Here is a 13,518-nt window from a genome sequence, read left to right as displayed (position 1 = left end):
TTACGGGGCACATGGTAAATAAAACAGGCCGTCCGGGACAATCCGGGCGGCCTGTTTTGTTTGGGGAAAGGTTGATGCAGGCAATAAACCAACTGCTAAAAATGGCGTGGCCCTGCCTTCCAACGGAAAAAGGGGCTCCCGCCAGTTGCTTCTCTTTGAGGCGCGCCATATCAAAAGCGTGCCATATCAGGGATGCTATGGGCCTGAAAACGCATCTCTTCTATACCGTAGGCAACTGGGGCGGCAAATCCTAGGTCGTGTCATCAATTAATATAATCCATTGAAACCAATTAACTATTTTTTTCAAGCCACGAAAAAAGTTGTTTTCAATGGCTTCAAATAGTTACATATAAATGACGACACAACCTAAGGCTCTGTCATGGGATATGGTTGTTTCATCTCCATAGTATGGTAAAAGTAGAGACTTTTTCTCATTTTTCCACTGATGGACTCTAGGTCGGTCGTCTTTTGATATGTAATTATTCAAAACTATTAAAAACAATCTTTTACAACTTTAAAATAGTTAATAATTTAAATATATTACGAATAACCAACAAAACAATCTAGGATTGGGGCATTTATTATTGGGACATTTATTGATTATTCCCTTGGAATTTTGGGAAAAATCATGACTACCCCTTCAAGGGGCGGTTTGATTTGGCCCTATAAGGGCCCGGTACTTGTCTGCCCGCTTAAGCAGGCATGTCCTGACTTCTGCCATTGTTCCTAGCTACCCATAAATGAGTTTTCATGCTCTATCAGGCTATGTTGATCGGCTATTTTATCGCGCGTTTCCTGTTCACGGATATACTTGATTATTGTAGCCTCATTCACACCTGCCGTACTGACAAAATAGCCTTTGCACCAGAAATGACGATTCCCAAACTTATACTTAAGATTAGAGAACTGCTCGAATTTCATCAAACTGCTTTTTCCTTTCAAATAGTCCATTATTTGGGAAACACTATATTTGGGATGAATTTTGATACACATATATATGATCAACACACGCATTCACTTCCAATATCCCAATCCATTTATATTCACACAATTTTCGTAAAATCGAACCTATCTCTTTTCGGTATTTGCCATAAACTATCTTACGTCTGAACTTGGGGGCAAGAACAATATGGCATTTGCAGTTCCAACGAGTATACTCTAGACTCTGCTCTTCCATTGTTACTCTCCTTTACTTGTTTGTGAGAAGTCAGGACAACTTCTTTCTAAAGCAAAGGAGAGCTTTTTGTGGATAGGTATAGGCTTCGCCTTTTTGGATCTCCCCGCTTAGCGGGGAGTTTTCGTTCACGAATAAAGGCATCAACCATTTCCTATGCCCCCCAAGGCTATGCCATAGGAAATGTTTAATGCTTTATTTTTTGAAAGGCGGTGTCATAAAAAAGGTTGATGCTCTTTTCCCTTGAAGTTCCAAAGGAATAACCAACAAAATGCCTTAACCAAGGATTCCGTCAATGGGAAAACTGGATAGAAAGACTGTATTTTCACCATGCTGTGAAGATGAAACAACCACATACTATGACAGCTCCCTTTGGAATTCCAAGTGGATAGACCCCAATACCCCGGCTATGGATTCCGCCAACGAAAAGTTGGAGAAAAAGGCCATGTTTTCCCGTGCGGGTGGAGGTACCTATTTACTGCGATTCCCACAGTTCGCGGCGGTAATGTTTTCACCGTACGAGTGGAGGTACCCCCTTCCACTTCCTATGACAGAACCACTCCCCAAGGCAGCATAGCTTTTGGGCTGGCCATCAGCGTCGGAAAGCGATGAAAAGGCCGAGCAAGACCAGCAGGACGCCCCAAAAACGCCGCCATGTGAACAGGTTGACGGGAATGCCGAACCAGCCGAAATGGTCAATGATGCAGCCCATGATCAGGTTGCCGAGGATCATGGCCATCAGGGTAGGCAGGACGCCGATATGGGGCACGCAAAGAATCGTATTGAATACCACAGTCGCCCCGAACAAACCGCCGACCAGTTGCCACGCCGGAACGCCGAATACGCCGCCGACATGCCCTTTGCCGAAAAACAGCACAGCGATCCCAAGCACCAGCGTACCGCCAAGGAATGAAAGGAAACTCCCTTCCAACACGCCAACGGAGCGGCTCAACTGCGCGTTGATCGGCGACTGGAGCCCGAACAGCAGCCCCGCCGCGATCATCATGCCCAAATAAAAAATCTTTTCCATAGCCTGCCCCTACCCCCTCTTGCTCCTGCAAACCGAAAACCCTCCTCCGCTCTCCCTCCCCCTAAAAAAATACCCCGCTCAACGGCTTCCCTCAATCAACAGGGAATGCCGTGAACAGGGATTCAATAAGCGTGAAAGTCTTGGGAAGGGGAGGGATGGGGGTTTGGGGGAAGGGAGGGGAAACCTTTCTCCAGAAAGGCTTCCCCTCCCTTCCCCCAATCTTCTCCCGCCAACTAAAACATCTGCTTCAGCAAATCCTCGCCGCGGGTGTTCACACCGGAAATGGCTTCCTCGGACGTGCTGGAGCCGGGCTCCGTGCCCGTGTAGAAGGGAAGCCGCAGCCCGCCGCTCCCCACGAGATGCCCGCTGGCCTGATCCACGTTCACAAAGGAAATCCCGTCCGGCACGTCGAAATCATCCGGCGGATACGCCTGAAACGCCGACTTCGCATACTCGACGAAAATCGGCAGAGCCAGACCGCTGCCTGTACCGCTGCGGCCCATCGTCCGGGGCTGGTCGTACCCGACGTACATGCCCGTCACGAGATGCGGGGTAAAGCCGATGAACCACGCGTCTTTCCAGTCGTTGCTGGTTCCGGTCTTGCCCGCAACGGGCCGTCCGAGCACTTTGGCTTTCGTCGCCGTGCCCGCGTTCACCACTTCCTTGAGCAGATAGGACATCACATAGGCATTCTGCGGGGAAATGGCATCGCGCAGATCGGGCTGCGACTCATAGATGGTCTCATTCCAGAAATTCTTGACCGAAAGAATGAACCGCGCCTTGCTGACCATGCCGCCGTTGGCGAAGGCGGTGTAGGCCTGCGTCATGTTCAGCGGCGTAACCGCGACCGCACCGAGGCTGACCGACAGCACTTCGGGGAAATGCGGCTCCAGCTCCAGATCCTTGGCCCGCTCAATGACTTTCTGAACCCCCATCTGCTGCACCACGCGGATAGTGCACAGGTTGCGGGACAGGGCCAGCGCCGTGCGCAGCAGGAGCGGCCCCTTGAAGTTTTTCTCGTAGTTGCTCGGACGCCACACGTCGCCGCTCTCAAGGAACTGCACCACGGGCGCGTCGAGGATGACGGAAGCCGCCGTAAAGCCGTTGTCCAGCGCGGCGGAGTAGACGATGGGCTTGAAGGACGACCCCGGCTGCCGGAACGCCTGCGTCGCGCGGTTGAACTGGCTTTCCTGAAAACTGTAACCGCCGACCATCGCCACCACGTCGCCCGTCTCCGGCTCAATGGATACGAGCGCGCCCTGCAATTCCGGGACGCATTGGAGCGACAGGCGGATAGGCTTGCCCGGTTCGGCCTCGTCCGGGTTGTACGGATTTTTGGGGTCGCTGACGGCGGCCACCCAAACGACATCGCCGGATTCAAGGAACTTCTGCTTGCTGCGGAGCGTCTTCTTCGCCCAGCTCAACTGTGCGTTATCAATGAACCCGCTGTACTTGCCGAGACGGACGTCCACACCCTTGTCCGTAATCCGGGTGACGATGCCCTTAACCCGTTCGCCGTTCGCCAGCATATACGGGGAGAAATGCGATTTCTCGATGCGCCCTTTCAAGTCCGCCGCCGGGATCTTTTCCACCGGCCCATGCCAACCTTGGCGGCGGGTAAAGCCTTCCAGCCCGGAACGCAGCGCCTCATCCGCCGCCATCTGCGCCGGAGGATCCATAGCCGTCCGCACGGTAAAGCCCATCTGATAGACGGCATCCTCACCGTACACGGGCAGCTCGATGCCGAGCCTTTTGGCGTTTTCCTCGCTGAACAGCTCAATAAGCTGGCGCCGCACCTCTTCCAGATACCACGCACCCTGGCGGCCCATGCCGTCCGCCATCTGCTTAAACACCAGCGGCTGCTTGAGCGCGGCGTCGTACTCGGCTTCCGTGATCCAGTTCAGCTCACGCAGGCGGCGCAGCACGTAATGTTGGCGGCCGATGGCGGCGTCCGGGTCACGATAAGGGTTGTACTGGGAGGGGGCCTTGGGCAGGCCCGCAATGATGGCGCACTCGGCCAGCGTGAGATCCTTGGCGTTTTTCCCGAAATACGTCCGCGCGGCGGCCTCAACGCCGTACGCGTTGGCCCCAAGGAAGGTCTGGTTCAGATAGATTGTCAGGATTTCATCTTTGGAAAGGTAATGCTCCAGACGGTACGCGAGGATGGCTTCCTTGATCTTGCGCTCGTAGCTGCGTTCGGGCGTCAGGAGCAGGCGCTTGATCACCTGCTGCGTGATGGTGCTGCCGCCCTGCCGCTTCGTGCCGGACTGGAGGTTGATGAGGAAGGCGCGGAAAATGGCGACCGGGTTCACGCCCTCGTGTTCATAGAATTCAGCGTCCTCAGCGGCCAAAAAAGCCTTGGGGAGCATGTCGGGCATCTGATCGAGCGAAATGAGGAAACGGTTTTCCCGGTAAAAAGAACCGATGACGCTCCCGTCACGCGCCAGAACGGTGGTGGTGAGTGCGGGACGGTAATCGGCGATACGGGTAAACCCCGGCAAATCCCGGGTAGCCCAAAAATAGACGCCAACCACGGCTGCGAGGCCAAGGGCCACGAGCACACCGATAATGGTTCCAAAAAGATAAAACGCTCTTTTCATGAGCAAGGCGATACCCTGTTTCCGCCCCTGCGTAAAGAGCGTGACGCGCATTCACAACACGGAAACGGCGTTTGTGCCGCGGTAGGCGGCTGATGCCTTATTTCTTGGAGTCCCAAGCAGATAGCCAATAAAAACGGCTCACTCATGGGACTCGCCAAAGAAAAGCTGGGGAAAAAGGCGGCATCTTCCGCCATGCCGTGCGGATGAAGCCCCGCCTTCCATGACGGAACCCAAAACGAAAACAATCCGGCCCATTGCCCGCGCCGCCCCTAAAAATCCACTTAGGGAAACGCCGGCGGGAGGCTCGACTTTCCGGCGTTCCTGCTCTAAAGTCATCTGCTCTTACCAAGCCCCTTCACCATCCGGGGAGCCCCGGAGACGCCCCCGGCCCGCCGGAGGCCCAAGGAGTCATCATGACGTGTCGTTTGCTGTCGCTGTCGTCAGAAGCCATGTGGCCGGAACTGCTTCAGCTTCTGGAAAACCGCGACAACCCCGATCAGACCGTGGAAACGGATGTGCGCGCCATGCTGGACGCAGTCCGCAAGGGCGGCGACGGCGCCGTCCTCGAATATGTCCGGCGGTTCGACTGCCCGGATATGCGGCCTCCCCTGCGCGTGCCCGCCGAGGATCTGGAACAGGCCGCCCGCGGCATCCCCGCCGAAAGCCTCGACTGCATCAGACGGGCGGCGGACAATATCCGCGCCTTCCATGAAGCCCAGAAAGATCGTTCATGGTTCCTCACCCGTGACGACGGCACGATCCTCGGCCAGAAGATCGAGGCCGTGGACAGGGCCGGGCTCTATGTCCCCGGAGGGCGCGGCGGCAACACGCCGCTCATCTCCAGCCTGCTCATGACCGCCATCCCGGCGCAGGCCGCAGGCGTCCGCGAAATCGCCGTGGCCACGCCGCCCCGTGCCGACGGCACCCTCAACCCGCATATCCTTGCCGCCGCGCACCTGCTCGGCGTGCATGAAATCTACCGCATGGGAGGGGCGTGGGCCATCGCCGCGCTCGCCTACGGCACCGAAACCGTCGCGCCGGTGGACGTCATCGCCGGGCCGGGCAACATCTGGGTGACCACCGCGAAACGGCTCGTGCAGGGCCGGGTGGGGATCGACATGATCGCCGGGCCGAGCGAAGTCCTCGTTCTCGCCGACGATTCCGCCAACCCCGAATGGCTCGCTGCCGACATGCTCTCGCAGGCCGAACACGACGCGCTGGCTTCCGCCATCTGCATCACGGACAACGAGGCGCTGGCCCATGCCGTCATCGCGGAACTGGAACGCCAGTCCGCCACCCTGCCCCGCGCCGACATCGTGCGCAAATCGCTGGCCGACTGGAGCGCCGTCGTCCTCGTGCCGGACATGGAAGCCGCCGTCGCCCTCGCCAACCGCGTGGCCCCGGAGCACCTTGAAGTGCTGATGCGCGAGCCGTGGGCCGTGCTGCCCCGCATCCGCCATGCGGGTGCGGTCTTCCTCGGCCCCTACGCGCCGGAACCCCTCGGCGACTACTTCGCCGGGCCCAACCACGTGCTGCCCACGCTCGGCACGGCCCGCTTCTCTTCGGCCCTTTCCGTACAGACCTTCTGCAAACGCACCAGCATCATCGCCGCCAGTCCCGCCTTCGCCGCCGCCAATGCGGACGCCGTGGCCCGGCTCGCCCGCATGGAGCAGCTTGAAGCCCATGCCCGCTCGATGGAATGCCGGAAGCAATAATCTCGTCAACGCTCAAACCACGCCAATGCCCAAAGGACGTCACATGAAAGTCACGACCAAAACCGACATCAAGGAATTCCCCTTGCTCAACCGGGGCAAAGTCCGCGATATTTATGATATCGACGACTCCACCCTGCTCATCGTCACCACGGACCGCATGTCCGCCTTTGACGTCATCATGAGCGAGCCGGTTCCGTACAAAGGCGTCATCCTCAACCAGATCACCCTGTTCTGGATGAAGAAGTTCGCCCACCTCGTCAAGAACCACCTCATCGAGAGCGATGTGGACAAGTTCCCCGCCGCGCTGGCCCCCTACCGCGAAGAGCTGGAAGGCCGTTCCGTCCTTGTGAAGAAGGCAAAGCCCCTGCCGGTGGAATGCATCGTCCGCGGCTACATCACCGGTTCCGGCTGGAAAGACTACAAGGCCACCGGCTCCGTCTGCGGCTACAAGCTGCCTGAGGGCCTGCTGGAATCCGCCCGCCTCGAACAGCCTCTGTTCACCCCGTCCACCAAGGCGGAACTCGGCGAGCACGACGAGAACATCTCCACGGCCCGCGCCGCGGAAATCCTCGGCAAGGACATTGCGGCCCAGATCGAGAGCATCGCCCTCGCCCTCTTCAAGGAAGGCCGCGCATGGGCTGAAAGCCGCGGCATCATCATTGCCGACACCAAATTTGAATTCGGCATGGTTGACGGCGAGCTGACCCTCATCGACGAAGTGCTGACGCCCGACTCCTCCCGCTTCTGGCCCGCCGAGGGCTACAAGGCGGGCCAGAGCCAGCCGAGCTTCGACAAGCAGTACCTCCGCGACTGGCTGTCCGCGCAGCCGTGGGACAAGACCCCGCCGCCGCCCGCCCTGCCCAAGGAAGTGGTCGAAGCCACCCGGAACAAATATCTCGAAGCCTACCGCATCCTGACCGGCTCCGAGCTTGCCCTCTAATATAAAATGAGGGAAAACCGGAGGAGGGCTTATCTCAAAGGGCCTCCTCCGGGCTTTCCCGTATGCCCGCCCAGCACTCGGCAGGCGGGAAGCGGGCGGCGGAAATGCCGCCGGGCGCGTATGGCCGACGCCATCAAACCCGTCCGCAGGGTTGCCGGGCCACCCGTTGCCGGCCTCTTCGCGGTTCGGAAACTGCCTTTCCGCCGATGAAGGGAGTCCCGGATCGTTTTGGTTTGCCTGTCGCCGGGGGAGCTTTCCCTCCGGCCGCCGGAGGCCCCTTTTCCACATCAGTACCAACCACGAGGAAACCATGCTGTTGAAAGACAAAAAGTGCCTCATCTTCGGGGTAGCCAACAACAGAAGCATCGCGTACGGAATCGCTTCCTGCTTTAAGGAACAAGGCGCCCGGCTGGCGTTCAGCTATGCCGGTGAAGCCATCCATAAGCGCGTGGAACCCATCTCCGAGGAGCTCGGCGGCGAGTTCATCTTCCCCTGCGACGTGACCAGCGACGAGGACATCGCCGCAGCCGCCGCTCTCGTGAAGGAAAAATGGGGCAGCGTGGACGTGCTCGTCCACTCCGTCGCCTTCGCCAACCGTGAAGATCTGACCAAGCGTTTCATCGAAACCTCCCGCAGCGGCTTCGCCACGGCCCTGAACATCTCGGCCTATTCCCTGACCGCGCTCTGCCATGCCTTCGAGCCCATGCTGAACCCCGGCGCGTCCGTGCTCACCATGACCTACTACGGGGCCCAGAAGATCATCACCAACTACAACGTGATGGGCGTCGCCAAGGCGGCCCTTGAAGCTTCCGTCCGCTACCTTTCCGTCGATCTCGGCGCGAAGGGCGTGCGCATCAACGCCATCAGCGCAGGCCCGATCAAGACGCTGGCTTCCTCCGGCATCTCCGACTTCAAGCTGATCTTCAACCATATTGAAGAACACGCCCCCCTCCGCCGCAACGTGACCACCGAAGACGTGGGCAAGGCCGCCGTCTTCCTCGCCTCCGATCTCGGCTCCGCCGTGACCGGCGAAGTCATGTTCGTGGACTGCGGCTACAACAATATGGGAATCTAGCATGTCCGTCCTGCTGGCGCTCGCCTTTCTCGTCGCCGTCGTCTGGCTGCTGGCCAAGGCGGAGGAAAAAGGCGTGCTGCATACCGGCGGGTGCCCCTGCTGCAGCCGGGGGCGCCACGAAAAACGCCCGTAGCCGCAGGCATGCCCACGCAGCCCAAACGGGCTTTCCGCATGAAAAAAGGCGGTGCTCCGAAAAGAACACCGCCTTTTTGTCGTCAAATGCTGTGGGAGCTAGTGGGTGCCGCAGCTGCCGGAGGAACAACTGCCGCCGCAACTGCTCCCTCCCGTGTTGGCAAGGGGGATTTCGGGTTCGACGGAAAAGCCCATGTACGTCAGGTCGATGGTCACGCCGCCCACGGTTTCAAGAAGATCGCCGGCGATGCAAAAGGTAAATCCGTCCTGCTCAAAAACCTTGTCTTCGGGAGTAGGCTCATCCAGAGCCAGAGCGAGGCGCGGGCCGCGTCAGCCGCCGGCGGCGAGATACACGCGGATAGGCGTTTTTTCCTTGTCGGCAAAATACGCTTCCAGCTCATGGGAAGCTGTTTCGCTAATGGTAAACATGGTTGTTTCCTCCGGAATAAAGGGTGAAGAGGGGAAACGGACACGCACAGGAAAACGCCGTATCCGTATTCTTCAAAGGTAATGGACAAAAACGAACGGCAAGGGGCCGTTGGCTAGGGCTTTTCTCATGGAATCGCTTTTTGCGCAACGGAAACCCCGCCGTATGGCGCAGAACCGGCGCGGGAAGGAGCTTCCCGCAGCCTCATGCTTAATGGCAGCCGCCGGAACTGCCGCAGCCGCCGCAGCAGGACGAGCAGCCGCCGCCGTTGCCGCTGCTCGGCAGGGGGATTTCGGATTCAACCACAAACCCCATATAGGTCAGGTTGATGGTCACCGCGCCGACCTTTTCGGCCAGTTCCTTGTTGATGCAGAACGTCAGGCCGTTGTCCTCGGACGTTTCATCGTCCTCGCCGGGTTCGTCAAGGGCGAGGGCCAAGCGGGGGCCGCTGCATCCGCCGGGGGCAAGGTACACCCGGATGGGGGTCTTTTCCTTGCCTTCAAAATACGCTTCAAGCTCTTTGCGAGCCTCTTCGGTAAGAGAGATCATCAGGTCCTCCAACGCAGCCTCATCCGTCGCTTTCAGTCTTTCGATAAAGGCTTTCTGCGGCTGCTTTCGGGATTGGTTAAGATTGGCGGTTCCGGCTCGACGCCTTTGGGCGGGAAGGCCGTTCTCCCGGACACGCGGGCGTGTTACAGGCCCTCGCTGCGACGGCCTGAGTGGGGATAACATAGTTGCCGGGCGGCCCTTGTCAAGCCTCATTTGCTCCCCCTGAGCCTCCCCACGGGCCCGTCCCCGTGTATTTCATGGACAAATCCGATCTTTTCACGCTACGGGGAATAGTATATCCTGAGTCTCGCAAGGCGCGCGGGAGCCCGTCCTCTCGCGGCACACGTACCCGGCCCTCAAGAGGAGTTGCCCATGAAAACCACCGTCCTTCTTCATGCCGACGAGATCGCCCGCGTCCTCGACCGTCTCGCCTGCCAAATCATGGAACGTCACGGAGACTGTGAACAAACCGTCCTGCTGGGCATCCAGCGGCGCGGGGTCGACCTCGCCGTCCGCCTCGGCAAGGCGCTGGAAGACAAGCTTGGGCGGAAGCTGCCCTTCGGCACGCTGGACATCAACCTGTACCGGGACGACTGGACGACGATGCACGCCCGCCCCACCATCGGCGAGTCCAACATCACCACACCTCTCGACAATAAAAACGTCATCCTCGTCGACGACGTGCTGTTCACCGGGCGCACGATCCGCGCCGCGCTGGAAGCCATCCTCGACTATGGCCGCCCCAAGACGGTGGAACTCCTTGTCCTCGTGGATCGCGGGCACCGCGAACTGCCCATCCACGGCGACTACGTGGGCCGCAAGATCAACACGGCCCGCACTGAAAAGGTCAATGTCCTTATGGAAGAACGCGACGGCAGGGACGAAGTCGTCCTCGAAAGCGCCGACGCCTAACGGCACCCGCCCCGGCGGGCAAGCTTGGAGCCTCCATGCCCCTGTCCCAGCCTTTGCCTGAACGCCTGCGCCCCTCCGAACTGGCTCTCTTCGTCGGACAGAGCCACCTCGCCGAGCGCCTGACCACGCTCATGGAAGGCCCGCGCCTTCCGAGCCTGCTCCTGTTCGGCCCTCCGGGCTGCGGCAAGTCCACGCTGGCCCTCCTGCTCGCACGCGCCCGGGGCGGCAATGTCCTGCGCCTGAGCGCTCCCGAAGCGGGCCTGCAGCAGCTTCGGCGCCAGCTTACCGGCGTCGATATCCTTGTGCTCGACGAGCTGCACCGCTTCTCAAAGGCGCAGCAGGATTTTTTCCTCCCCCTGCTGGAGTCCGGCGATCTCACCATGATCGCCACGACCACGGAAAACCCCTCTTTCAGCGTGACCCGCCAGTTGCTTTCACGGCTGCACGTCCTGCGGCTGCGCCAGCTTGGGCGGCCCGAACTGATCGAACTCGGCAAGCGCGGCACGGCGGCCCTTTCCGTCACCCTGAGCGACGAGATCCTTGATTTCCTCTCGACGGCGGCCCACGGCGACGCCCGGACCATGCTCAATCTGGTGGAGTACGCCTCGTCCCTGCCGGAAGAAAAGCGCAACCTGCCCCACGTCAAGGCCACCCTGCCCGAAATCATGGCCCGACACGACAAGGATGGGGACAGCCATTACGAATACGCCTCCGCGCTTATCAAATCGATCCGGGGGAGCGATCCCGACGCGGCGCTGTACTATCTGGCCTGCCTGCTCGAAGGCGGCGAAGATCCGCGTTTCATCTGCCGGAGGCTCATCCTGTCCGCCTCCGAAGATGTGGGGCTGGCCGATCCGCAGGCCCTGCCGCTGGCCGTCGCCTGCCAGCAGGCCGTGGAGTTTGTGGGGATGCCCGAAGGCTATATCCCGCTGGCGGAAACCGTGGTCTACCTTGCCCTCGCGCGCAAGAGCAATTCCACCTATGCGGCCTATGCCAACGCCGCGCGGGAAGTAAAGGTCAACGGCCCGCAGTCCGTGCCCCTGCATCTGCGCAACGCCTCGACGCAGCTCCAGCGCGAATGGGGGTACGGCAAGGATTACAAATACCCGCATAATTTTCCGCAGGCGTGGGTGGAGCAGGACTACCTCCCTCCCTCAGTCAGGAACCGCGTGTTCTACCAGGCCAAGGAATATGGGGAGGAACCCCGCCTGGCAAGCTGGAACAAGCGCCTGAAACGCACTAAAACCGAAAACCGTTAGGCTTCCCCATGACGACACCTTCGCATCTCTTCGACGCCGACAGCTATCTGACGTCCCCGCGTACCCCTTCCCTCCTGAGCCGCATCAACCCGAACCTGGGGTTCTACGCGCCCATGCTCTGGATTGTGCTCAAGGCTGGCTATAACGCCATGTGCAACCAATACGACGGCGAGGCATGGACTCAAAGCAGCGAGAGCATCGTGCACACGCTCGAAGCCGTGGGCTGCCGCATTGAAGCCGCCGGGCTGGAGCATTTCCGTTCCCTGGAAGGCCCTTGCGTCTTCATCGGCAACCATATGAGCACGTTGGAGACATTTGTGCTGCCTTCCATGATCCAGCCGTGGAAGGATGTGACCTTTGTAGTGAAGGAAAGCCTGCTGAAGTATCCTTTTTTTGGCCCTGTGCTCAGGTCGCGCGAGCCCATCGTCGTCGGCCGCAGCAATCCCCGTGAGGATCTCGTCGCGGTGCTCGAAGGCGGCGAGGCAAGGCTCAAGCAAGGCCGCTCGATCATTGTTTTTCCGCAGAGCACGCGCAGTTCCGTTTTTGAACCCGCGCACTTCAACACCATCGGCGTCAAGCTGGCCAAGCGTGCCGGGGTTCCGGCCATTCCGGTGGCGCTCAAGACCGATGCGTGGGGAAACGGGAGCCTCATCAAGGATTTCGGCCCGGTGGACGTCAAAAAGACCATCCATTTTGAATTCGGCGCGCCCATGCGCATCGAAGGCACGGGCAAGGCCGAGCACCAGCAAATCTCCGAGTTCATTATGGAGCGCCTCGGCGTATGGGGGCGTGAAATTGGGGAGTAAGGGATATGGAATTGGGGAGGGGAGGGAGAAACTTTCTCAAGAAAGTTTCTCCCTCCCCTCCCCAAACCCCATCCCTCCCACTTCAAAGAGTTTCGTGTTTATCGAATCCCTTTTCATCAATATTCCGGGCGCCCTTTACGGGGCGTTCTGTTTTTCCGGAAGGCTCTAGGTTGTGTCGTTATTTTCCATGTAATCATTTGAAATTATTGAAAACAATCTTTTTGCTATTTAAAAATAATTAAATAGTTTCAATATATTATACACAATTAACGACACAGCCTAGTAAAAACACGGCCGCCATATTCATACGATATGGTGAATATGGCGCAGTCATATGTTTGGCTGTGTCATGGAAATGGTTGATGCTTTCTTTCTTGAAGCTCCAAAGGGATAACCAAAATAAAATGCGTTAGCCATGAAGGACACCAATGCAAGATAACTAAAAAGGCTGTATTTTAACAAAATTGTGGATGTAAAGCAGCCGTACCCTATAAAAGGGCTATATATTTTTATTGCTGTGTCATAGAAAATAGTTGCTGTTTTTTTCTTTGAAGCTCCAAAGGAATGACCGGAAAAATGCCTTAGCCAAGATTCCGTCAATGGAAAAACCGGATAAAAGGGCTGTATTTTCATCATCCTGTGGAGATGAAACAACTATATGCTATGACAGATCCTCATTGAAACAATTTATCGCTGGGTTATTTTATCGGTTCTTTATTTGAAAGGCTGTGTCATAAGAAACGGCTGATGTTTTTTTCTTAAAAGCCCAAAGGAATAACCGATAAAATGCCCCAATCATGAAGTCCATAAGCAAAAGAATTGGAAAAAAACTGTATTTTCAGCATACTGTGGATATATAATAAAAAATAAGGCTGTGTCATAGAAAACGGTTGATGCTT

General features: G+C 57.8%; 12 protein-coding genes and 1 pseudogene. 7 read left to right on the top strand and 6 right to left on the bottom strand.

Annotated elements, in window-relative coordinates; genetic code table 11:
• Positions 1-726: 726 nt before the first annotated feature.
• The 3 genes and pseudogenes from tnpA to ACZM8Y_RS16155 form a co-directional block, all read right to left on the bottom strand.
• Positions 727-1,177, bottom strand: a pseudogene (tnpA, locus tag ACZM8Y_RS16165) (IS200/IS605 family transposase).
• Positions 1,178-1,766: 589 nt separating this feature from the next.
• Positions 1,767-2,204 carry a DMT family transporter gene (locus ACZM8Y_RS16160; protein ID WP_482334002.1) on the bottom strand — a complete coding sequence of 146 codons (438 nt, stop codon included), beginning with the start codon at positions 2,202-2,204 and terminating at the stop codon, positions 1,767-1,769.
• Between the two features lie 233 nt (positions 2,205-2,437).
• On the bottom strand, positions 2,438-4,804 hold the full coding sequence (locus tag ACZM8Y_RS16155; RefSeq protein ID WP_302554462.1) for a penicillin-binding protein 1A: 2,367 nt from the start codon (positions 4,802-4,804) through the stop codon (positions 2,438-2,440).
• 413 nt (positions 4,805-5,217) lie between these two features.
• On the opposite strand from ACZM8Y_RS16155, the gene hisD reads away from it, so the two are divergent.
• The 4 genes from hisD (at position 5,218) to ACZM8Y_RS16135 (ending at position 8,667) form a co-directional block, all read left to right on the top strand.
• Positions 5,218-6,519, top strand: coding sequence for a histidinol dehydrogenase (gene hisD, locus ACZM8Y_RS16150; RefSeq protein WP_482334005.1), 1,302 nt, complete (start codon positions 5,218-5,220; stop codon positions 6,517-6,519).
• A 43-nt stretch (positions 6,520-6,562) separates the two neighbouring features.
• On the top strand, positions 6,563-7,459 hold the full coding sequence (locus ACZM8Y_RS16145) for a phosphoribosylaminoimidazolesuccinocarboxamide synthase (RefSeq protein WP_479858948.1): 897 nt from the start codon (positions 6,563-6,565) through the stop codon (positions 7,457-7,459).
• Between the two features lie 310 nt (positions 7,460-7,769).
• A complete protein-coding gene (locus tag ACZM8Y_RS16140) occupies positions 7,770-8,534 on the top strand; it encodes an enoyl-ACP reductase FabI (protein ID WP_302554459.1) in 765 nt (254 codons plus the stop codon).
• A gap of 1 nt (position 8,535) precedes the next feature.
• Positions 8,536-8,667 carry a hypothetical protein gene (locus tag ACZM8Y_RS16135; RefSeq protein ID WP_302554458.1) on the top strand — a complete coding sequence of 44 codons (132 nt, stop codon included), beginning with the start codon at positions 8,536-8,538 and terminating at the stop codon, positions 8,665-8,667.
• 98 nt (positions 8,668-8,765) lie between these two features.
• On the opposite strand, the gene ACZM8Y_RS16130 is transcribed toward ACZM8Y_RS16135, so the two are convergent.
• Positions 8,766-9,095 carry an IscA/HesB family protein gene (locus ACZM8Y_RS16130; protein ID WP_308772009.1) on the bottom strand — a complete coding sequence of 110 codons (330 nt, stop codon included), beginning with the start codon at positions 9,093-9,095 and terminating at the stop codon, positions 8,766-8,768.
• Positions 9,096-9,303: 208 nt separating this feature from the next.
• Positions 9,304-9,642: an IscA/HesB family protein gene (locus tag ACZM8Y_RS16125; protein ID WP_308772010.1), complete on the bottom strand. Its 339-nt coding sequence runs from the start codon at positions 9,640-9,642 to the stop codon at positions 9,304-9,306.
• Positions 9,643-10,014: 372 nt separating this feature from the next.
• On the opposite strand from ACZM8Y_RS16125, the gene pyrR reads away from it, so the two are divergent.
• From pyrR to ACZM8Y_RS16110, 3 genes are read left to right on the top strand one after another with little or no spacing between them, the layout of a single operon-like run.
• Entirely contained in the window at positions 10,015-10,554 is a 540-nt protein-coding gene (gene pyrR / locus ACZM8Y_RS16120; protein ID WP_482334009.1) for a bifunctional pyr operon transcriptional regulator/uracil phosphoribosyltransferase PyrR, read from the top strand.
• 35 nt (positions 10,555-10,589) lie between these two features.
• Complete coding sequence (locus ACZM8Y_RS16115) at positions 10,590-11,813, top strand: replication-associated recombination protein A (protein WP_302554257.1); 1,224 nt, start codon at positions 10,590-10,592, stop codon at positions 11,811-11,813.
• 8 nt (positions 11,814-11,821) lie between these two features.
• Positions 11,822-12,619 (top strand): lysophospholipid acyltransferase family protein, encoded by a 798-nt coding sequence (locus tag ACZM8Y_RS16110; protein ID WP_487480196.1) that lies wholly within the window; start codon positions 11,822-11,824, stop codon positions 12,617-12,619.
• A 330-nt stretch (positions 12,620-12,949) separates the two neighbouring features.
• On the opposite strand, the gene ACZM8Y_RS16105 is transcribed toward ACZM8Y_RS16110, so the two are convergent.
• A complete protein-coding gene (locus ACZM8Y_RS16105; protein WP_489501893.1) occupies positions 12,950-13,255 on the bottom strand; it encodes a hypothetical protein in 306 nt (101 codons plus the stop codon).
• Between the last annotated feature and the right edge of the window lie 263 nt (positions 13,256-13,518).

This window comes from Bilophila sp. (genome assembly GCF_057864385.1).
This window is presented reverse-complemented; position numbering and strand designations above follow the sequence as displayed.

Bases quoted from the DNA above. Each gene is read 5' to 3' on its own strand.
- ACZM8Y_RS16160 (WP_482334002.1), bottom strand. From the start codon at position 2,204: ATGGAAAAGATTTTTTATTTGGGCATGATGATCGCGGCGGGGCTGCTG.
- ACZM8Y_RS16155 (WP_302554462.1), bottom strand. From the start codon at position 4,804: ATGAAAAGAGCGTTTTATCTTTTTGGAACCATTATCGGTGTGCTCGTG.
- hisD (WP_482334005.1), top strand. From the start codon at position 5,218: ATGACGTGTCGTTTGCTGTCGCTGTCGTCAGAAGCCATGTGGCCGGAA.
- ACZM8Y_RS16145 (WP_479858948.1), top strand. From the start codon at position 6,563: ATGAAAGTCACGACCAAAACCGACATCAAGGAATTCCCCTTGCTCAAC.
- ACZM8Y_RS16140 (WP_302554459.1), top strand. From the start codon at position 7,770: ATGCTGTTGAAAGACAAAAAGTGCCTCATCTTCGGGGTAGCCAACAAC.
- ACZM8Y_RS16135 (WP_302554458.1), top strand. From the start codon at position 8,536: ATGTCCGTCCTGCTGGCGCTCGCCTTTCTCGTCGCCGTCGTCTGGCTG.
- ACZM8Y_RS16125 (WP_308772010.1), bottom strand. From the start codon at position 9,642: ATGATCTCTCTTACCGAAGAGGCTCGCAAAGAGCTTGAAGCGTATTTT.
- pyrR (WP_482334009.1), top strand. From the start codon at position 10,015: ATGAAAACCACCGTCCTTCTTCATGCCGACGAGATCGCCCGCGTCCTC.
- ACZM8Y_RS16115 (WP_302554257.1), top strand. From the start codon at position 10,590: ATGCCCCTGTCCCAGCCTTTGCCTGAACGCCTGCGCCCCTCCGAACTG.
- ACZM8Y_RS16110 (WP_487480196.1), top strand. From the start codon at position 11,822: ATGACGACACCTTCGCATCTCTTCGACGCCGACAGCTATCTGACGTCC.
- ACZM8Y_RS16105 (WP_489501893.1), bottom strand. From the start codon at position 13,255: ATGATGAAAATACAGCCCTTTTATCCGGTTTTTCCATTGACGGAATCT.